Here is a 19121-nt window from a genome sequence, read left to right on the forward strand (position 1 = left end):
TTCATCGAAGAGGGAGTGGAATGACGGAAGTCGAACGGCACCAGTACGACGTCGTGGTCATCGGTGCCGGCGGCGCCGGACTGCGAGCGGTCATCGAGGCCCGGGAACAGGGCCTGTCCGTCGCCGTCGTCTGCAAGTCGCTGTTCGGCAAGGCGCACACGGTCATGGCGGAGGGTGGCTGCGCCGCCGCGATGGGAAACGCCAACGAGAAGGACACGTGGCAGACCCATTTCCAGGACACGATGCGCGGCGGCAAGTTCCTCAACAACTGGCGAATGGCCGAACTGCACGCCCGCGAGGCTCCCGACCGGGTGTGGGAACTCGAGACGTACGGGGCCCTGTTCGACCGGACCCCCGACGGCCGGATCAGCCAGCGTAACTTCGGCGGTCACACGTATCCGCGGCTCGCGCACGTCGGTGACCGCACCGGACTCGAACTGATCCGCACCATGCAGCAGAAGATCGTGTCGCTGCAGCAGGAAGATTTCGCCGCCACCGGCGACTACGAGGCCCGGATCAAGATCTTCGCCGAATGCACCATCTCCGAGCTGACCAAGGACGGCGACCGGATCTCGGGTGCCTTCGGATACTGGCGCGAGAGTGGACGTTTCGTCCTGTTCGAGGCACCGGCCGTCGTGATGGCCACCGGCGGGATCGGCAAGTCGTTCAAGGTGACGTCGAATTCGTGGGAGTACACCGGCGACGGTCACGCCCTCGCCCTGCGCGCGGGCGCCAACCTCATCAACATGGAGTTCGTGCAGTTCCACCCCACCGGCATGGTGTGGCCGCCCAGTGTCAAGGGCATCCTCGTGACGGAAGGCGTCCGCGGCGACGGCGGGGTCCTGAAGAACTCCGAGGGCGAGCGGTTCATGTTCTCGTACATCCCGCCGGTCTTCAAAGGCCAGTACGCGGAGACCGAGGAAGAGGCCGACGGCTGGTACAAGGATTCCGACAACAACCGCCGCACACCGGATCTCCTGCCCCGCGACGAGGTGGCCCGGGCCATCAACTCCGAGGTCAAGGCCGGACGGCAGACCCCGCACGGCGGCGTGTACCTCGACATCGCCTCACGGATGCCCGCCGACGAGATCGTCCGGCGGCTGCCCTCGATGTACCACCAGTTCAAGGAACTCGCCGACGTCGACATCACCAAGGAGCAGATGGAGGTCGGGCCCACCTGCCACTACGTGATGGGGGGCATCGAAGTCGACCCCGACAGCGGATCGTCCAGCGTCGCGGGTCTGTTCGCCGCGGGGGAGTGTTCGGGTGGGATGCACGGTTCCAACCGGCTCGGCGGCAACTCGCTGTCCGACCTCCTGGTGTTCGGGCGCCGCGCCGGACTGGGGGCGGCGGAGTATGTGAAGTCGCTGCAGGACCGGCCGGTCGTGTCCGCGGACGCCGTCGATGCGGCTGCGCGGATGTTGTTGTCGCCGTTCGATCCCGCGGTCGGGGAGGGTGGCACCACCGAGAACCCGTACACGCTGCACACCGAGTTGCAGCAGACCATGAACGACCTCGTCGGCATCATCCGGAAGGAAGACGAGATCGTCCGTGCCCTGGAGAAGCTCACGGAGATCAAGGGCCGCATCGGGGGCGTGGAGGTGGAGGGGCACCGCCAGTTCAACCCGGGATGGCACCTCGCCGTCGACCTGCGGAACATGGTGCTGGTCAGCGAATGCGTGGCCCAGGCGGCGCTGCTGCGCACGGAAAGTCGCGGCGGGCACACCCGAGACGACCACCCGAGCATGGAGGCGGAGTGGCGCAACACCCTGCTGGTGTGCAGCGTGGTCGGCGACATGTCCGCGCATCCCGATTCGGTGGTGCCGGACGTCACCGTCACCCGCGAACCCCAGCTCCCGATGCGCGCAGAGCTGTTGGAGCTCTTCGACATCGACGAACTGGCGAAGTACTACACCGACGCCGAACTCGCGGAACACCCGGGAAGGAAGGCCTGAGATGGGTTACGACGCGCGGTTCCGGGTCTGGCGCGGCGACGCCGACGGCGGCGCGCTCCAGGACTACTCCATCCCCGTCAACGAAGGTGAGGTGGTGCTCGACATCATCCACCGGTTGCAGGCGACGCAGACGCCGGACCTGGCGGTGCGATGGAACTGCAAGGCGGGCAAGTGCGGTTCGTGTTCCGCCGAGATCAACGGCCAGCCACGGCTGCTGTGCATGACACGGATGTCGACGTTCACGGAAGACGAGGTGGTGACGGTCACGCCGTTGCGTGCGTTCCCGGTCATCCGGGATCTCGTCACCGACGTGTCGTTCAACTATGCGAAGGCGCGGGAGATCCCGTCGTTCACCCCGCCGCCGGGGCTCGGACCGGGTGAGTACCGGATGCAGCAGATCGACGTCGAGCGGTCGCAGGAATTCCGCAAGTGCATCGAGTGCTTCCTCTGCCAGAACACCTGTCACGTGATCCGTGACCACGACGACAACAAGCCGGCGTTCTCCGGCCCCCGCTTCTTCATCCGCGTCGCCGAACTGGAGATGCATCCACTCGACACGGCCGACCGTCGTGACGCGGCGCAGGAAGAGTTCGGTCTCGGGCTCTGCAACATCACCAAGTGCTGCACCGAGGTGTGCCCCGAGGGGATAAAGATCACCGACAACGCCATCATCCCGATGAAGGAGCGGGTGGTCGACCGCCGGTACGACCCCATCGTCTGGTTGGGCAACAAGCTTTTTCGCCGCGGTTAGCGCCTCCGGCACCCGTGAGTACTTGTTAACCGCGGGCGGTTGAGAAGTACTCACGGGTGCGTCAGCGCACGGCGTGGAGGTTGCGGGCGGTGGGCGACTTCTCGACCGATTCGGGGTCCGGGTCGGTGCCCAGGATCCGGTCGGCGGTTCCCGACGTGGTGACGGTGAACCAGTAGTGCTCGTTCTTGTAGTGGTGATGGCGGTGGTTGCGCCAGATCGCACGGTACAGGCGGGAGTTCGGCTTGTAGTCGCTGTGGATGAGGTAGTGCGTCCATTCGTAGAGGACGCCCAGAATGCTCAGCACCACCAGGAACGTCAGTCCGAGTCCGGTGCGCGGGAACGCGAGCAGCGAGATGGCCACGAGAACCGGAATCAGCCACGTCAGCGTCTGCCACGGGATGAAGACCAGCGGTACGTCCCGGGGGTCGACGTGATGCTCGCGATGCTTCCGGGCGAGCAGCGAATCGACGGTCAGGCCCAGGACCTTTCGGGGTTTCCAGTGCAGGATGCCGACGTGGATGACCCATTCGGCGAACGGGAACACGGCCAGCATCACCAGCGGAAGCACGGCATCGGTCAGCTGCCAGTCGCCGACGATCAGGCGGGCGGCCACCGCGGCGACCAGCATGCCGCCGATCATCCACGGGGACGGGTGTCGACGGAACTGGTCTGCGGCGTCGCGGAGGGTGATCGACCTGCGTTGGCGGCGATCTGCGGGAGGTTTCGTGGTCATGTGTCCTTCTCCGAATCGTTCTGGTGCAGTGCGTCGATCACGGACGTGACGGCGGCCGTGCCGAGGTCGAGGAGTGTGGTGGCGGTCTGTGCCGCGGCGACTTCGTCGTGGGCGGAGATCGCCTCGGCCAGCTGGTGGTACAGGTCGGTGCGGCCGACTTCCGCGACCATGACGGCGGCCATCGCCGTCATGGTCGGTTCGTAAGCGTTACGGAGGCTGTTGAAGATGAGCCGGAATGCGATGGAATCGGCCGTGTCGACGACGCGCTCCCAGAAGGCCAGGGCGCCGACCTGCTGCGCGACGGGGTCGCTGTCGGAGGCGAGATGATCCACGGCGTCGCGGAGAGCGGCACCCGACTCGTCGGTGGCCCGGCCCGCGGCGAGCCGGGCGACCTGCACACCGATCATCCGCCGCGCCTCGAGAACGCTGCGGACCACCGCCCAGTCGGGTACGCCGTCGCGGACCAGCAGCTGGGACAGCAGTTCGGGCCCGCCGTGCTGCCGGAAGTCGCGGACCGAGGTGGCGTCGCCCTGCCGGACCTCGACGAGTCCGGCCTGGGCCAGCTTCTGGATCGCTTCTCGGACCGCGGGCCGGGACACCCCGAACGCTTCGGCGAGTCGTCGTTCGCTCGGCAGGGCATCGCCGGCGGCGAGGTCGCCGCCCAGCACACGCGCGGTGATCTGGTCGAAGACTTCGGTGGAGGCGGATTTCCGCGCGATCGGCGAGAACATCATGACCATGACAGTAGGTCGGCAATAGGTAAGAGGTCAAGTGGTCTTACCACTGAATTTTGCTAGCCGAAGAGGCTTCGGACGAACACACTGGTGTCGGGCAGGGACGCGGGCATGGTGTAGAGATGGCCGGTCGGATACGTCCGGAACACGAACTGCTGCTGCCCGTTCGCGGCGAGGTCCGCCGTCAGTTTCCAGGCAAGAGGAATGGGGACGACGTCGTCGAACAGTCCCTGCCCGATGAACAGCGGCCGGTCGTAGCCCCGCACGGGCACACCCAGAGTGGTGCGCAGCGCCGCCAGGACCGCCGGGTCGTCGAGGGGACGGGACATCAACTGTCCGATCGAGATGCCGTCGAGTTGCGGGGCCGCCTCCTCGTAGCAGAGCGATTCGACGCGATTCAGGACGTCGACGCCGAGCGGTGTGAGGTAGCTGTCGACGTCGAGGTCGGGCCGTGACGCCCGCAATCCGGCGAGCGCGTACGCCACGAACACCGTGCTCCCGGTGAGGGGCACCTCCGGGAAACCCGGGCCGACGAGTGGCGCGAGATTCTCCAGATTGGACGGGGCGCCGGTGGCGACAGTGCCGCGGAAGTCGAGTTCCGGTGCGTACGTGGTTGCCATCGACGCGGCGACGAGGGCGGCATGGCCGCCTTGCGATTGACCGAGGGCGACCCACCGATCGGACAGGGACGGCGTGACGGTCCGCGCCGCGCGCACCATGTCGATCACGCTGTGCGCCTCCGTCGGGCCGTCCAGGTACGGGTGCACACCGGGTGTGCCGAGGCCGACGTAATCCGTTGCGACGACGGCGTAACCCTCGTCGAGCCAGTGCTGGACATACGGTCCGACGAGCTTTCCCGTCACCGTCGGCGCACACTTGTCGGCGATGCCGACCGTCCCGTGGGCCCAGGACACGACGGGCCACCCGCCGGGCGGCGCCTCACCGGGGGGCAGGAGAACCGCACCGGTGCTGAGTGCGGGTTCGTCCATCGGCCCCGTCGTCCAATAGGTGACGTACGTGGCGTCGGCGACGCCCGGCGGCCGCGCGTCCGGTGCCAGCGGCGTCGCGGCGACGACCGCACCCGGATCGCCGCCCGCAGTCTGTGCCGCCGCCGGGGTGGGCGCGCCGAGGAGCGACAGTAGGAGTGCCGCCGCGAGAACCGTTCCGGTGCGGCGGCCGAGCGAAGACGTCATCGCGTCCGTCCCTGGGCCGTCGGAGGCGCCGCGCGGTCCTGGAGTGGCCGACGCGGCGTCACCCAATTGTGCGCGCTCAGGGGCGGTGGGCGGAGTCTTTCAAGCGTGCGCGAATTCCGTCGACGAACAGCGACAGGCCGAAGTCGAACCGGACCGCCGGATCGCCGTCGAGGAGGTCCTCGTCGTACGCCGCGATCGGGGACTGCGGCGCATCGGGGGAGAGGGCGGCCCGGGTGAGGGCGCCTGCCGACTCCATCTGCGCCCGCGACTGCTCGTCGACCGTGTGGCCGAGGACGTAGTACAGCAGCGAGTACGACGACAGTTCCGCGTGTTCGCGGGACAGTCCGGACCGCAGGCCGACTGCTGCGAAGCTTTCCCGGACCCGGGAGTTGGTCATGCGCGACGCGTACGTGGCGGAAACCAGTTCGGCGCCGTCGCGGTGAGCGAGCAGCGCGGTGCGGAGCCGGTGGGCCAGTTCGGTGAACTCCGCGTCCCAGCCGGGGGCCGTGACCGGGGCGTCGACGTCTTCGAGGATCTTGTCGGCGAGCGCCCCGAGCAGGGTCTGCTTGTTGGGGAAATGCCAGTACAGGGCACCCGGCTGCACGCCGAGAGCCGTCGCGAGTCTGCGCATCGTGAGGTCGGCGAGGCCGAACTCGTCGAGGATGGCCATTGCGCCGTCGAGTACGTCGCCGCGTCGCAACTGCACTGTGTGATCTCCCAATCTCGTCGAAGAGCCCGCTCCGGCTTTGACAGTATTCCACCACGGATCTAACGTGAACACCGTTCAACTTGTACGGTGTTCAATTTTTCGGTTCCGTCGATTCACGGCACGTGATCGGCCCGTTTTCCAGGAGATACGTGTGACATCGGCCCCGGTACAGACAGACATCCTCGCCCTCGCGCGTGAGCAGGTTCTCGAGCGCGGTGACGCGCTGAACGAGAGTCAGGTGCTCGAGGTCCTGCAACTTCCCGACGACCGGCTCGAGGAACTGCTCGCCCTCGCGCACGACGTGCGCATGAAGTGGTGCGGTCCCGAGGTCGAGGTCGAGGGCATCATCAGCCTCAAGACCGGCGGCTGCCCCGAGGACTGCCACTTCTGCTCGCAGTCCGGCCTGTTCCAGTCGCCGGTGCGCGCGGCGTGGCTCGACATCCCGTCGCTCGTGGAGGCCGCCAAGCAGACCGCGAAGTCCGGCGCCAGCGAGTTCTGCATCGTCGCCGCCGTCCGCGGCCCCGACGAGCGGCTGCTCGCCCAGGTCGCTGCCGGCATCGAGGCGATCCGCAACGAGGTCGACATCCAGATCGCCTGCTCGCTGGGCATGCTCACCCAGGAGCAGGTCGACCAGCTCGCCGCGATGGGTGTGCACCGCTACAACCACAACCTGGAGACGTCGAAGTCCCACTTCCCGAACGTCGTCACCACCCACACGTGGGACGAGCGCTGGAACACGCTCCGCATGGTGCGCGAGGCGGGCATGGAGGTGTGCTGCGGCGGCATCCTCGGCATGGGCGAGAGCCTCGAACAGCGCGCCGAGTTCGCGGCCAACCTGGCCGAACTCGAACCCGACGAGGTGCCGCTGAACTTCCTCAACCCGCGGCCCGGAACCCCGTTCGGCGACCTCGAGGTCCTGCCTGCGAGCGAGGCCCTCAAGTCGGTCGCCGCGTTCCGCCTCGCGCTGCCCCGCACCATCCTCCGCTTCGCGGGCGGGCGCGAGATCACGCTCGGCGACCTCGGCGCCAAGCAGGGCATCCTCGGCGGCATCAACGCCGTCATCGTCGGCAACTACCTCACGACCCTCGGCCGCCCGGCCGAACAGGATCTCGACCTGCTCGTCGATCTGCAGATGCCGATCAAGGCCCTGAACGACACCCTGTGACGATCATGGCAGAGGCGACCATGGGCGACCGCCCCGAAGGCCGGGTCGACGGCCCCGAAGGCCGGGTCGACCGCCCCGAAGGCCGGGTCGACGGCCTCGAGGAGCGCTACAACCCGTACACCGGCCGCCGCGTGGTGGCCGGTGTGGACGACACCGTGCCCGCCGCCGCGCAGTTGGGTCTCGAGCCGCCCCGCTTCTGCGAGGCGTGCGGCCGCCGGATGGTGGTGCAGATCAGCCCGGACGGCTGGTGGGCGAAATGTTCCCGCCACGGTGTGTTCGACTCGATCTGCGGCGGACGGCGGTAGCGTCGGACGGGTGACCACGCTCCCGCGCTTCAGGCTTCGATCTGCCGCCGGAATCTTCTGCGGGACGGTGGTGGCGAGCGCGCTCGCCGGAGTGTTGTGGGGAGTCCTCGCACCGCCCGAGCACCTGCTGGTGGTCGCCCCCGACCGCGGGATGTCGCTGACGGGGGAGAGTGTGCACCGGTTCGATGCGATCGGGATGTTCGCGTGCGCGGGCCTGGTCGTCGGGATCCTCACCGCGGTCGCGGCGTGGACGGCGCGGAGAAGTCGCGGCCCGGTGGCGCTGGGTGCGGTTCTCGCAGGCAGTGTGGTCGGGGCCGGTGTGATGGCGCTCGGTGGAATCGGCGTGGCCGCGCTGCGTTTTCCCGACCCCGATACCTCGACCGCCGGTACGGTCGTGGCGGTCGCGCCGGGGATCGGGACCCCGCTGGTGCTGATCTTCCAGCCCCTCGTCGCCTGCGTCGTGACGTTGGTGCTCGCCGCGCTCAACCCGTACGACGATCTCGGCGTCAGCGATCCCCCGGTCGAACTCGACGAGCCGGAAGAGCGCGACGCGACCTTTACCTCGTGACCGACGTCCGCATCCGCACGTTCCCGAGGAGGCGCCCGCTGGCGAGAGCGCCGATGCGGCGAGTCGCGAACCGGGTGCTGACCGACGACACCCAGTTCATCAGCCCGGAGACGACGCTCGGCGGGGTGCTGCGCCGGTCGAGTGCGCGCAGCGCTGTCGTCACCACCTGATCCGCGGTCTGCATGCGGCCGACGGCGGCGTCCTCGGAACCGACGACGTCGAAGAACTCGGTGCGGGTAGGGCCCGGGCAGACCGCGAGCACGGTGAGGCCGGTGCCTCGCGCCTCGGCCCACAACGCCTCTGTGAAGTTGAGGACGAACGCCTTGGTCGCCCCGTAGACGGCCATGCCGGGAGTCGGCTGGAACGCGGCGGTGCTCGCCACGTTCACGAGTGCGCCGCGTCCCCGGAGCAGGTCGGGCAGGAAAGCGTGCGACAGCTCGATGAGGGTGGTGACGTTGAGCTGGATCTCGGAGGTGAGGCGCTCCAGGTCGGCGGACGCGAAATCTCCGTGCGTCCCGAATCCCGCGTTGTTGATCAGCGAGTCGACGCGGATGTCGCGGGCGGTGAGTTCGCCGCGCAACCGCTCCCCGGCGCCGTGTGTCGCGAGGTCGAACGGGAGCACGGTGACCGACACGTGGTGCGCGGCGCGGAGTTCGGTGGCGAGTTGTTCGAGCCGGTCGGCGCGGCGGGCGACGAGGACGAGATCTGCACCCCGCTCGGCGAACCGGCGGGCGAATTCGGCACCGAGGCCCGCGCTGGCGCCGGTGATGAGGACGGTGGTTCCGGATACGTCGAAGGACATGTGTGCTCCTAGCGGTGGGGTGTCCTCGAATGTAGTCAGTGCCATCTATGTAGTCAATGACAACATCTTGCTAGGCTGGCGGCATGCCCGTCGCCGAACAGCCCTACCACCACGGGAGTCTTCGCCGGGTGTTGCTCGCGCGCGCCGAGAGCACGCTCGAGAAGGACGGCGTCGACGGACTCTCCCTGCGGCAACTCGCGCGTGAGGCCGGGGTCAGCCACGCCGCACCCAGCAAGCACTTCCGGGATCGTCAGGCGCTGCTCGACGCACTCGCGGAGTCCGGCTTCCTGCGTCTCACCGCCGCCCTCGAACGCGCGGTCGAGGAGGCGGAATCGCATGCCCGGGCCCGTTTCGCCGCGCTCGCAGGCGCCTACGTGAGCTTCGCACTCGCACACCGGGAGTTGCTGGCCCTGATGTACGGCAACAAGCACGCGCCCGGAGCCGCTTCCCAGGTCGTGGAGGCCGGCCACGCCTCGATGGACCTGACGGTCCGGATCGTCACCGAAGCCCAGGCCGCGGGCGACATCGGACCCGGGGACGCGTCGCGCATCGCCCTCGTCGCGTTCGCGACGTTTCACGGGATCGCCACCCTCGCTGCAGGCGGGATGCTCGACGGCGCTCCGGTGGACGAAGTCGTCACCGCCGCATCGGACACGTTCTGGCGGGGTCTCGCGCAGGCGTGAGGCCGCCTGACGAGCGGGGTCAGCTCGGCGGTCGAAGCGCCGCGAACTCGTCCGTCACCCGCAGCGTGGAGTCGGTGAACCGGTAGAGGGCGGCCGGGCGCCCGCCGGCACGGCCCGACGGCGCCGTGTTCCCGGTGGGAGTGAGCACCCCACGTCGTCCGAGGACGCGCTGGAGGTTGGTCGCGTCCACCTGGTATCCGAGTGCGGCACAGTAGATCTCGCGCAGCGTCGACATGGAGAACTCGTCGGGGGCCAAGCCGAACGCGATGTTGGTGTAGGAGAGCTTGGCCGCGAGGCGGGTCCGGGCGTGCCGGACGACGGTGCCGTGGTCGAACGCCGTCTCGGGGAGCGCGGACACCGGGTGCCACGCGGTGTCCGGCGGCAGCTGCGGGTCGGCGGGGAGGGGGACGAGTCCGAGGAAGGTCGACGCGATGGTGCGCGGGCCGGGCACTCGATGCGGGTCGCTGAACACCGACAGCTGCTCGAGGTGGGAGACCTCCTGCACGTCCACCTTCTCGGCCAGCTGGCGTCGCGCGGAGGTGGTGAGGTCCTCGTCCTCGTGGAGCAGTCCACCGGGCAGGGACCAGGCGCCCGCCTGGGGATCGAGGGCCCGTTGCCACAGCAGCACGGCGAGCTCACCGGCGTGACGCGCATCACCGCCTTGACCTGCGGTGATGTGGTCGGGGAAGTGGCGAACCTGGAACACCGCGGTAAGCACTTCGTGCGTGGTGTTACTATTGGGCATGTTTTCGATCCTAAGTCGAAAACCTCGATTGCGGAAATTCGGGCCACCCCGCCCGAGTTCACGGTGAAGGAGCAAGCCATGACGACCACGACGTTGTGGGCGGGTACCAACCCGCAGATTCAGGACGGTCCCGGCGGTTACGCGGGCGTCGAGGCGAGCGAAGAGTGGGCTGCCGAGATCAAACGGCTGGCGCGTGAGCGGGGAGCGACGCTCCTTGCGCACAACTATCAGTTGCCCGCCATCCAGGACGTGGCCGACCACGTCGGCGACTCCCTCGCGCTCTCGCGCATCGCGGCCGAAGCGCCCGAGGACACCATCGTGTTCTGCGGCGTGCACTTCATGGCCGAGACCGCGAAGATCCTCAGCCCCGCCAAGACCGTGCTGATCCCGGACGAGCGTGCCGGCTGCTCGCTGGCCGACTCGATCAACGCCGATCAGCTGCGGGAGTGGAAGGCGGAGTTCCCCGACGCCGTCGTCGTGTCGTACGTCAACACCACCGCCGAGGTGAAGGGTCTGACGGACATCTGCTGCACGTCGTCCAACGCCGTCGACGTGGTCGCGTCGATCGACCCCGACCGTGAGGTCCTGTTCCTGCCCGACCAGTTCCTCGGCGCACACGTCAAGCGCGTCACCGGCCGCAAGAACATGCAGATCTGGGCGGGTGAGTGCCACGTCCACGCCGGCATCAACGGCGACGAGCTCACCGCGCAGGCCAAGGCGCACCCCGGTGCCGAACTGTTCGTGCACCCCGAATGCGGCTGCGCCACCTCGGCTCTCTACCTGGCCGGTGAAGGGTTCGTGCCCGAGGACAAGGTGAAGATCCTGTCGACGGGCGGCATGCTCGACGCCGCCCGCGCGACCGGGGCGAAGCAGGTTCTCGTGGCCACCGAGGTCGGCATGCTGCACCAGCTGCGCAAGGCCGCGCCGCAGGTCGATTTCCAGGCCGTCAACGACCGCGCGTCCTGCCCGTACATGAAGATGATCACCCCCGCGGCCCTGCTCCGCTGCCTGCTCGAGGGCAAAGACGAGGTTCACGTCGATCTCGCGACCGCGGAGCGTGCCCGCAAATCGGTGCAGCGCATGATCGAGATCGGAAACCCGGGCGGCGGCGAGTGAGCAGCCCGGCCCGGGGGATTTCCTGGGAAGAGCACGCCGACCTCGTGGTGGTGGGCGGTGGTGTGGCCGGACTGACGGCCGCACGCACCGCCTCGCTGCGCGGACTGACCGTGCTCACCGTCAGCAAGGGCGGGGCGACGGACACCGCGACGCAGTACGCGCAGGGCGGCATCGCGGTGGTGGGTGACGCCGTCACCGATTCGGTGGAGTCGCATGTCGCCGACACGTGCGAGGCCGGGGTGGGCCTGTGCGACGACGACGCGGTGCGATCGATCGTGGCGGGCGGCCGTGATGCCGTGGCCGCGTTGACCGATCTGGGCGCGGTGTTCGACCGTGGCCGCGACGGCGCCGTCTCGCGCACCCGCGAGGGCGGGCACAGCACCCGGCGGATCATTCACGCCGGCGGGGACGCCACGGGCGCCGAGGTGCAGCGAGCCCTGGGTGCCGCCGGGCTTCCCGTCCTGTTCGACAGCGTCGCCCTACGGGTACTCACCGACGCGCGCGGTGTCACCGGCGTGCTCGTGGATTCGCCGCGCGGACTCGGCGTCGTCCACACACCGGCCGTCCTCCTGGCCACCGGCGGGCTCGGGCAGCTGTACGCCTGCAGCACCAATCCGCCCGGAGCCACCGCCGACGGCGTCGCTCTCGCGCTGGACGCAGGCGCGGCCGTCGCCGATCTCGAGTTCGTGCAGTTCCACCCGACCGTCCTGTTCACCCCCGGCGGTCTCGGACGGCGTCCGCTGATCAGCGAGGCCGTCCGCGGCGAGGGTGCGATCCTCGTCGACGCCAACGGCGAATCGGTGACCGCGGGTGTGCACCCGCGCGGCGACCTCGCCCCCCGCGACGTCGTGTCGCGGGCGATCGCGTCGAGGCTTCGGGAACTGGGTCACGACCACGTCTACCTCGACGCGCGTCACCTGTCCGGCTTCGTGCAGCGCTTCCCGACCGTGACGGCCTCGTGCCTGGACGCCGGGATCGATCCGCGTGAACAGCTGATCCCGGTCGCGCCCGCCGCGCACTACTCGTGCGGCGGAGTGGTCACCGACGTCGACGGACGCACCGCCGTCCCCGGCCTCTACGCCGCGGGCGAGGTGGCCCGCACCGGGCTGCACGGAGCGAACCGGCTGGCCTCCAACAGTCTTCTCGAAGGCCTGGTGGTCGGCGAGCGGGTCGGCGCCGCGGCCGTCGAACGCGCCGGCCTCCGCGTCGAGGCAACCGAACCCGAGCAGCGTGCCCTGCCGTCCGCACCGCGGGAACTGGTGCAGCAGTTGATGACCGGCAACGCCTCCGTCGTCCGGGACGGTGCCGGCCTCGATGCGGTGGCCGCCGCCCTGGCCGCCGCGCCACACACGGTGCCCGAGGGGCAGACCGCGCTCGAAGACGCCGCGCTGACCCTGACGGCGTCCGCACTGGTGCTCGCCGCCGCGGCGCGGACCGAAAGTCGTGGATGCCACACCCGCAGCGACTACCCGCAGACATCCGACGAGTGGCGCCGCAGCACGCACGTGCGTCTGCGCGACAGCGAACTCGAGCTTCTCGAACCCCAACTGACAGGAGTGCTGTGATGTCCGACCATGTCCTTCCCGACGGTCTGGACGCGGACGAGGTGCGTGCGCTCGTGCGTCTCGCCCTGGACGAGGACCTGCGGTACGGACCGGACGTGACGTCGTCGTCCACGGTCCCGGCCGACGCGGTGGCCAAGGCGTCCGTGGTCTCCCGCGCGCACGGCACCGTCGCCGGCCTCGACGTGGGACTGCTGGTGCTCGACGAAGTGATCGGGGCGGGCCGCTACCAGGTTCTCGACCGGGTCGCCGACGGCACCCGGGTCGCGCCCGGCCAGGCCGTGCTGACGGTCACCGCGCCCACACAGGGGCTGCTCACCGCGGAGCGGACGATGCTCAACCTGGTGTGCCACCTGTCCGGCATCGCCACGGCGACATCCGCCTGGGTGGACGCGGTCGAGGGCACCGGGGCGAAGATCCGCGACAGTCGCAAGACGCTGCCGGGACTGCGCGGCCTGCAGAAGTACGCCGTCCGGGTGGGCGGCGGCGTCAATCACCGCATGGGGCTCGGCGACGCGGCACTGATCAAGGACAACCACGTCGCGGCCGCCGGTTCGGTCGTGGCGGCGCTGCGGGCCGTGCGCGCGGCGGCACCGGACATCGAGTGCGAGGTAGAGGTCGACAGCCTCGAGCAACTCGACGAGGTGCTGGCCGAGAACGTCGAACTGGTGCTGCTCGACAACTTCCCGCTGTGGCAGACGCAGATCGCCGTGCAACGTCGTGACGCGAACGCCCCCGGCACCAAGCTGGAGTCGTCGGGCGGTCTCACGCTGGACGTCGCGGCCGAGTACGCCGGCACCGGAGTCGACTACCTCGCGGTCGGTGCGCTCACCCATTCCGTCACCGTGCTGGATCTCGGCCTCGACATGTGACCCCACCCGTGAGTACTTGTTAACCGCCCGCGGTTAACAAGTACTCACGGGTCAGACGGCGCGGCGCACCGTCGCCAGGAACGTGGCCGCGACGAAGAACAATCCGGAGAACGTCCGGTTGGTCGCGCGCTGCTGGCGTGGTGACCGCATCAGCCGCAGGACCTTCGACGCCAGCCCGGTGTAGCCGGTCATGACGACGACGTCGACCGCGACCATGGTGGCGGCGATGACCAGGTATTGGGGGAGCAGCGGCGCCGACGGGGTGATGAACTGTGGGAGCACCGCCAGCATGAAGACGACGGCCTTCGGGTTGCTGGCATTGACCAGGAAGCCGCGCAGGGTCATCGCGGGCCCGCTGGTCTCGGCGACCTCGCCGTCGACGCCCGACACGTCGGTCGCGCTCGCCCGCCACTGACGGACGCCGAGATACACCAGGTAGGCGACGCCGAACCACTTGATCACCGTGAACGCGAGTGTCGAATTCGCGAGCAGTGCCCCGAGTCCGGCGGCGACCACCGCGATCTGCAGCAGCAACCCCAGCTGGAGACCCGCGATGTTCCAATAGCCGCGACGCAACCCGAACCGCATCCCCGTGGCCATCGATGCGATCGCGCCGGCCCCCGGGGACAGACTGATCACGCACGAAGCCCCGAGCACTGCACACCACATCTGCCACGACACGAGGTGATGGTACGTCGCGCCTCTGCTGCACCCGATCTACGGGGGATCGATGCAGCTGAGCGGCGGATTCACGAGGGAACAGAGTGCGGCAGGGCGTTCGGGTTCGTAGCCGGGCGGGAGCCCGTTCGCGACGAGGTCCCGGTAGGTGGTCACCGCATCGGTCGGTCGGCGGGTGAGGGTGGGATCGGTCAGCGCGTCGACGGTGAACAGGCCGAACCGGGGACGGTACGTGCCCCACTCGTAGTTGTCGGTGATCGACCAGTAGTTGTATCCGATCACCGGGGCGCCGTCCGCCCGTGCCCGCTCCAGCCAGAAGACGTGATCGCGGAGATGATCGGACCGGGTGTAGCCGTCCGGGCGCGGTTTCCCGTCGTCGGTGGGCATGCCGTTCTCCACGACGTACAGCGGTAGTCCCGGAAATTTTCCGGTGTACCGCATCAGGGCGTGGTAGATGCCGTCCGGTTGAGGGTTGATGTCGTAGAAGGCGTCGGTGACCGCGTGTGCCGCGGTGAGGTTGTCGGGGGAGAGGCCGTAGTAGTAGTCGACGCCGAGGAAGTCGAGCTTGTCGCGGATCCGGTCGACGAAGGTGGCGTCGAGCGCATCCACCGCGGCCGGGACGTACGCGAGGTTGCTGCTCACCCGGGCGCCCGGGTCGTTCTCGTGGATCAGGTCGTAGGCGCGGCGGTGGACCTCGACGAGCCGGTCGAGCATCTGCGGGGCCCGGTCGGGGGTGATGCCACCGAACGTCAGCTCCTTCTGCACGTAGACGGTCGGTTCGTTGATCGTGATCCAGAGCGCACCGAGACCGGAATAGCGCTCGATCACGTTCTGCGCGTTCGCGAGCCAGTCGTCGACCGTGTCCGGGTTCGCCCAGCCGCCCCGATCGGCGACCCACCCCGGATACACCCAGTGGTCGAGGGTGATCATCGGGGTCATTCCGCGGCTGGTGATCTCGTGGACGACGTCGTCGTAGTACCGCAGTTCGGTCTCGTCCCACACGCCCGGGGCGGGTTGCAGGCGGGCCCATTCGACGCCGAACCGGAAGACGTCGACACCCAGGTCCGCGGCGCGGGTGATGTCCTCGGTGTACCGGTGACGGAAGTCGACGGAGCTGCCGATCGCGTCGTGGGTCCGTCCGGAGTCGGAATACCGCCGCCAGTTGCTGTCTGGTGAGGAACCCTCCGATTGGAACCCGGACGTCGCGACGCCCCACAGGAAGTCGTCGGGGAGAGGGGCGGCGTGCGCCGCGGTCGCGGGCGCCAGCAAGCACAGCAGGACCGCGCCGGCGCCCAGGAGTCGCGAGGGAGTCCGCATCGGCCGAAGAGTAGCGGAAACGCTGTCCCGAGTGCGCCGATTGGGTGATACTGGTGAGTAGGACTACCCGCCAGTAGGAGGCGCGTCATGGTCGACACCTCAGCTCCGAAGGTCACCGAGGAAGAAGCACGAGCGGTCGCGGAGGAGGCGAGGGAATCCGGCTGGGACAAACCCTCGTTCGCGAAAGAACTGTTTCTGGGACGGTTCCGGCTGGATCTGGTTCATCCCTTCCCCCGGCCGGCGACCGAGGACGCCGCCAAGGCCGAGGAATTCCTCGTTCGCCTCCGCGCCTACTGCGAGGAGATGGACGGCAGCGTCATCGAGTCCCAGTCGCGCATTCCCGACGAATACGTCCGCGGCCTCGCCGGCCTCGGGTGCTTCGGCCTGAAGATCTCGGAGGAGTACGGCGGCCTCGGACTCTCGCAGGTCGCGTACAACCGGGCCTTGATGCTCGTCGCGTCGGTGCATCCGAGCCTGGGCGCGCTGCTGTCCGCGCATCAATCGATCGGCGTCCCCGAACCGCTCAAGCTGGCCGGCACCCCCGAGCAGAAACGCGAGTTCCTGCCGCGCTGCGCCCGCGGCGCCATCTCCGCCTTCCTCCTCACCGAACCGGACGTCGGTTCCGACCCCGCGCGGCTGGCGTCCTCCGCGACCCCCATCGAGGGCGGTGCCGCCTACGAACTGGACGGCGTGAAGCTGTGGACGACCAACGGCGTCGTCGCCGAACTGCTCGTCGTCATGGCGCGGGTGCCCAAGAGCGAAGGCCACCGCGGCGGAATCTCCGCCTTCGTCGTCGAGGCCGACACCCCGGGCATCACCGTCGAACGGCGCAACGCGTTCATGGGACTGCGGGGGATCGAGAACGGCGTCACCCGCATGTACAAGGTCCGCGTTCCGGCCGAGAACCTGATCGGCCGGGAAGGTGACGGACTCAAGATCGCGCTCACCACACTCAACGCCGGCAGGCTGGCGATTCCGGCGATGTGCGCCGGGGCCGGGAAGTGGTCGCTGAAGATCGCCCGCGAATGGTCGGGCGTCCGCGTCCAGTGGGGCAAGCCGATCGCCGAGCACACTGCCGTCGCCAACAAACTGTCGTTCATGGCCGCGACCACCTATGCCCTCGAGGCCGTGGTGGACCTGTCGGCGCAGATGAACGACGAGGGTCGCAACGACATCCGGATCGAGGCGGCGCTCGCCAAGTTGTGGTCGTCCGAGATGGCCTGCGTCATCTCCGACGAGCTGATCCAGGTCCGCGGCGGCCGTGGATACGAGACGGCGGCGTCGCTGGCGGCCCGCGGTGAACGTGCGGTGCCGGTGGAGCAGCTGGACCGCGACCTGCGCATCAACCGGATCTTCGAGGGCTCGAGCGAGATCATGCGGCTGCTGGTCGCGCGCGAGGCCGTGGACGCGCACCTCACGGCGGCGGGCGATCTCGCGGACCCGCACGCCGACACCGGTGCGAAGGCCCGCGCGGCCGCCAAGGCGAGTGGTTTCTACGCGAAGTGGCTGCCGCAACTCGTGGCAGGCAAGGGGCAGGTGCCGACGTCGTTCAGCGAATTCGGTGTCCTGGCCAAGCACCTGCGGTTCGTCGAACGGCACTCCCGCAAGCTGGCCCGCTCCACGTTTTACGGGATGGCCCGGTGGCAGGCGGCGCTGGAGAAGCAGCAGGGCTTCCTCGGCCGGGTCGTGGACATCGGCGCCGAGCTGTTCGCGATGTCCGCCACGTGCGTCAAGGCGGAGATGCAGCGCGAGGAGAACGAGGCCGAGGGCGCGGCCGCCTACGAACTCGCCGACGTGTTCTGCCGGCAGGCAGCGTTGCGGGTCGAGAAACTGTTCGACGGTCTGTGGCACAACACCGACGACGTGGACAAGCAGGTCGCGCACTCGATCCTCGAGGGACGGTATGCGTGGCTGGAGCGGGGAGTGGTCGACCCCAGCGAAGGCACCGGTCCGTGGATCACCGAGTGGACCCCCGGCGCGTCCACCGAGGAAAACCTGGCGAGGAGGTTCCTGCACTCGACCCGCCTCTAGGCCGTCGGGTTCCGCGCCCCGGCTCGGCGGTACCCTCCGAGGAGACGCGCACATCAGCGTGGCACCCGCCTGCGTTCTCGGACGCGGGCGGGACGAGCCGAGGGAACACCAGTGCGCAGCTTCATGTGTCGAAAATGCGGCCAACGACTGTCGTTCGAGAACAGTCTCTGCCTGAAATGTGACAGCGCCCTGGGATTCCACCTGCCGAGCCGGTCCATCGTCGTCCTCGACGGCGGGGACCGGGCGGACGTGGACGGCGAGACCTGGGTGCGGTGCGGGAATGCCGGCACGGCGAAGTGCAATTGGCTCGTCCGGAACGACGACGTCCAGAGCCTGTGCACGTCGTGCCGGCTGACGCGGACGCGTCCTGCGGACGGTGACGACGAGGGCATGGCCGCGTTCGCGACCGCCGAGACCAACAAGAGGCGGGTCGTTCTCGAACTCGACGAGCTCGGTCTCCCGATCGTCCCCAAGTTCGAGGACCCGGGCACCGGGCTGGCCTTCGACCTGCTGTCGAGCGCACGGACCCGGGTGGTGACCGGGCACGCCGGCGGGGTGATCACCCTCGACCTGGCCGAGGGCGACGACGTGCACCGGGAACAGCTGCGCGTCGAGATGGACGAGCCGTATCGCACGCTCGTCGGCCATTTCCGGCACGAGATCGGGCACTACTACCAGGTGATGCTGATCCGGGGCGACGCCGAACGCGCCCGATTCGAGGACCTGTTCGGGGATCCGGACGTCGACTACCAGGCCGCGCTGAAACGCCACTACCGCGAGGGTGCGCCGAAGGGCTGGGGCCGGCTCTACGTGTCGTCCTACGCCACGATGCACCCCGCCGAGGACTGGGCGGAGACGTTCGCTCACTACCTGCACATCCGCGACGCCCTGGACACCGCGGCGGCCTTCGCGATGGCACCCGCCGGAGCGACGACGAGCAGCGAACTCAGTGGTGACGTGGGGTTCGACCAGATCATCGACTGGTGGCTGCCGCTGTCGTGGGCGCTCAACCAGCTGAACAGGTCGATGGGCCACCACGACCTGTATCCGTTCGTGCTTCCGGCCGCGGTGCTGGAGAAGATGCGGTTCATCCACTCGCTGATCCAGCCCGCCCCGGTGTGGGACGAGTCGGCACCGGTGTCGACGGAAACCCGGTCGGCCGCCGACCGGTGAAAATGGGGTGCGCCTATCCTGGATAATCG

General features: G+C 68.8%; 19 protein-coding genes. 11 read left to right on the forward strand and 8 right to left on the reverse strand.

Going from position 1 to position 19121, the window contains the following annotated elements:
• Positions 1–20: 20 nt before the first annotated feature.
• Both JVH1_RS32480 and JVH1_RS32485 read left to right on the forward strand, forming a co-directional pair.
• Positions 21–1955, forward strand: a complete 1935-nt coding sequence (locus JVH1_RS32480; protein WP_009473698.1) for a fumarate reductase/succinate dehydrogenase flavoprotein subunit — start codon at positions 21–23, stop codon at positions 1953–1955.
• A 1-nt stretch (position 1956) separates the two neighbouring features.
• Positions 1957–2706 carry a succinate dehydrogenase/fumarate reductase iron-sulfur subunit gene (locus JVH1_RS32485; RefSeq protein WP_009473697.1) on the forward strand — a complete coding sequence of 250 codons (750 nt, stop codon included), beginning with the start codon at positions 1957–1959 and terminating at the stop codon, positions 2704–2706.
• Between the two features lie 61 nt (positions 2707–2767).
• Here JVH1_RS32485 and JVH1_RS32490 read toward each other — a convergent pair whose 3' ends face one another.
• From JVH1_RS32490 to JVH1_RS32505, 4 genes are all read right to left on the reverse strand, one after another.
• A complete protein-coding gene (locus JVH1_RS32490) occupies positions 2768–3439 on the reverse strand; it encodes a sterol desaturase family protein (protein WP_009473696.1) in 672 nt (223 codons plus the stop codon).
• On the reverse strand, positions 3436–4173 hold the full coding sequence (locus JVH1_RS32495; RefSeq protein WP_192817815.1) for a FadR/GntR family transcriptional regulator: 738 nt from the start codon (positions 4171–4173) through the stop codon (positions 3436–3438). Before JVH1_RS32495 ends, JVH1_RS32490 begins: the two co-directional genes overlap by 4 nt.
• Positions 4174–4232: 59 nt before the next feature.
• Positions 4233–5366: a lipase family protein gene (locus tag JVH1_RS32500; protein ID WP_009473694.1), complete on the reverse strand. Its 1134-nt coding sequence runs from the start codon at positions 5364–5366 to the stop codon at positions 4233–4235.
• Between the two features lie 76 nt (positions 5367–5442).
• Positions 5443–6072: a TetR/AcrR family transcriptional regulator C-terminal domain-containing protein gene (locus JVH1_RS32505; protein ID WP_005260290.1), complete on the reverse strand. Its 630-nt coding sequence runs from the start codon at positions 6070–6072 to the stop codon at positions 5443–5445.
• Between the two features lie 154 nt (positions 6073–6226).
• Here JVH1_RS32505 and bioB point away from each other — a divergent pair, with 154 nt between their 5' ends.
• The 3 genes from bioB to JVH1_RS32520 are packed head-to-tail and all read left to right on the forward strand — an operon-like array spanning position 6227 to position 8113.
• Positions 6227–7240: a biotin synthase BioB gene (gene bioB / locus JVH1_RS32510; protein WP_005260291.1), complete on the forward strand. Its 1014-nt coding sequence runs from the start codon at positions 6227–6229 to the stop codon at positions 7238–7240.
• The gene (locus JVH1_RS32515; RefSeq protein WP_009473693.1) at positions 7237–7545 is read left to right on the forward strand and encodes a hypothetical protein; all 309 of its coding nucleotides are present in this window, start codon (positions 7237–7239) and stop codon (positions 7543–7545) included. Before bioB ends, JVH1_RS32515 begins: the two co-directional genes overlap by 4 nt.
• A gap of 10 nt (positions 7546–7555) precedes the next feature.
• The gene (locus tag JVH1_RS32520; protein WP_009473692.1) at positions 7556–8113 is read left to right on the forward strand and encodes a DUF2567 domain-containing protein; all 558 of its coding nucleotides are present in this window, start codon (positions 7556–7558) and stop codon (positions 8111–8113) included.
• On the opposite strand, the gene JVH1_RS32525 is transcribed toward JVH1_RS32520, so the two are convergent.
• On the reverse strand, positions 8103–8915 hold the full coding sequence (locus JVH1_RS32525; RefSeq protein WP_009473691.1) for an SDR family oxidoreductase: 813 nt from the start codon (positions 8913–8915) through the stop codon (positions 8103–8105). The genes JVH1_RS32520 and JVH1_RS32525 overlap by 11 nt on opposite strands.
• Positions 8916–8998: 83 nt before the next feature.
• On the opposite strand from JVH1_RS32525, the gene JVH1_RS32530 reads away from it, so the two are divergent.
• Positions 8999–9598, forward strand: a complete 600-nt coding sequence (locus JVH1_RS32530; RefSeq protein WP_011594193.1) for a TetR/AcrR family transcriptional regulator — start codon at positions 8999–9001, stop codon at positions 9596–9598.
• A 19-nt stretch (positions 9599–9617) separates the two neighbouring features.
• Here JVH1_RS32530 and JVH1_RS32535 read toward each other — a convergent pair whose 3' ends face one another.
• Positions 9618–10343 carry an NUDIX domain-containing protein gene (locus tag JVH1_RS32535; protein WP_009473689.1) on the reverse strand — a complete coding sequence of 242 codons (726 nt, stop codon included), beginning with the start codon at positions 10341–10343 and terminating at the stop codon, positions 9618–9620.
• A 78-nt stretch (positions 10344–10421) separates the two neighbouring features.
• Between JVH1_RS32535 and nadA the strand changes: the two genes are divergently transcribed.
• From nadA to nadC, 3 genes are read left to right on the forward strand one after another with little or no spacing between them, the layout of a single operon-like run.
• Positions 10422–11459: a quinolinate synthase NadA gene (gene nadA, locus JVH1_RS32540; protein WP_009473688.1), complete on the forward strand. Its 1038-nt coding sequence runs from the start codon at positions 10422–10424 to the stop codon at positions 11457–11459.
• Positions 11456–13024, forward strand: coding sequence for an L-aspartate oxidase (locus tag JVH1_RS32545; protein ID WP_043778116.1), 1569 nt, complete (start codon positions 11456–11458; stop codon positions 13022–13024). Before nadA ends, JVH1_RS32545 begins: the two co-directional genes overlap by 4 nt.
• A complete protein-coding gene (gene nadC, locus JVH1_RS32550; protein WP_009473686.1) occupies positions 13024–13893 on the forward strand; it encodes a carboxylating nicotinate-nucleotide diphosphorylase in 870 nt (289 codons plus the stop codon). The genes JVH1_RS32545 and nadC overlap by 1 nt, the downstream gene beginning before the upstream one ends.
• A gap of 51 nt (positions 13894–13944) precedes the next feature.
• Here the strand turns inward: nadC and JVH1_RS32555 are convergent, their stop codons facing one another.
• Entirely contained in the window at positions 13945–14574 is a 630-nt protein-coding gene (locus tag JVH1_RS32555) for a LysE family transporter (protein WP_016880075.1), read from the reverse strand.
• A 36-nt stretch (positions 14575–14610) separates the two neighbouring features.
• Positions 14611–15888, reverse strand: a complete 1278-nt coding sequence (locus JVH1_RS32560; protein ID WP_009473684.1) for a glycoside hydrolase family 1 protein — start codon at positions 15886–15888, stop codon at positions 14611–14613.
• Positions 15889–15975: 87 nt separating this feature from the next.
• Here JVH1_RS32560 and JVH1_RS32565 point away from each other — a divergent pair, with 87 nt between their 5' ends.
• Together JVH1_RS32565 and JVH1_RS32570 are read left to right on the forward strand one after the other, a co-directional pair.
• Positions 15976–17919, forward strand: a complete 1944-nt coding sequence (locus tag JVH1_RS32565) for an acyl-CoA dehydrogenase family protein (RefSeq protein ID WP_009473683.1) — start codon at positions 15976–15978, stop codon at positions 17917–17919.
• 111 nt (positions 17920–18030) lie between these two features.
• Positions 18031–19092: a putative zinc-binding metallopeptidase gene (locus JVH1_RS32570; RefSeq protein ID WP_009473682.1), complete on the forward strand. Its 1062-nt coding sequence runs from the start codon at positions 18031–18033 to the stop codon at positions 19090–19092.
• The last annotated feature ends 29 nt before the right edge of the window (positions 19093–19121 follow it).

The organism is Rhodococcus sp. JVH1, assembly GCF_000280725.2.
GTDB lineage: Bacteria > Actinomycetota > Actinomycetes > Mycobacteriales > Mycobacteriaceae > Rhodococcus_F > Rhodococcus_F jostii_A.

Excerpts from the sequence above, each read along its gene's own strand:
- nadC (WP_009473686.1), top strand. The coding sequence starts at position 13,024 with ATGTCCGACCATGTCCTTCCCGACGGTCTGGACGCGGACGAGGTGCGT.
- JVH1_RS32530 (WP_011594193.1), top strand. The coding sequence starts at position 8,999 with ATGCCCGTCGCCGAACAGCCCTACCACCACGGGAGTCTTCGCCGGGTG.
- JVH1_RS32495 (WP_192817815.1), bottom strand. The coding sequence starts at position 4,173 with ATGATGTTCTCGCCGATCGCGCGGAAATCCGCCTCCACCGAAGTCTTC.
- JVH1_RS32535 (WP_009473689.1), bottom strand. The coding sequence starts at position 10,343 with ATGCCCAATAGTAACACCACGCACGAAGTGCTTACCGCGGTGTTCCAG.
- JVH1_RS32480 (WP_009473698.1), top strand. The coding sequence starts at position 21 with ATGACGGAAGTCGAACGGCACCAGTACGACGTCGTGGTCATCGGTGCC.
- JVH1_RS32500 (WP_009473694.1), bottom strand. The coding sequence starts at position 5,366 with ATGACGTCTTCGCTCGGCCGCCGCACCGGAACGGTTCTCGCGGCGGCA.
- JVH1_RS32525 (WP_009473691.1), bottom strand. The coding sequence starts at position 8,915 with ATGTCCTTCGACGTATCCGGAACCACCGTCCTCATCACCGGCGCCAGC.
- JVH1_RS32560 (WP_009473684.1), bottom strand. The coding sequence starts at position 15,888 with ATGCGGACTCCCTCGCGACTCCTGGGCGCCGGCGCGGTCCTGCTGTGC.
- nadA (WP_009473688.1), top strand. The coding sequence starts at position 10,422 with ATGACGACCACGACGTTGTGGGCGGGTACCAACCCGCAGATTCAGGAC.
- JVH1_RS32490 (WP_009473696.1), bottom strand. The coding sequence starts at position 3,439 with ATGACCACGAAACCTCCCGCAGATCGCCGCCAACGCAGGTCGATCACC.
- JVH1_RS32565 (WP_009473683.1), top strand. The coding sequence starts at position 15,976 with ATGGTCGACACCTCAGCTCCGAAGGTCACCGAGGAAGAAGCACGAGCG.
- JVH1_RS32485 (WP_009473697.1), top strand. The coding sequence starts at position 1,957 with ATGGGTTACGACGCGCGGTTCCGGGTCTGGCGCGGCGACGCCGACGGC.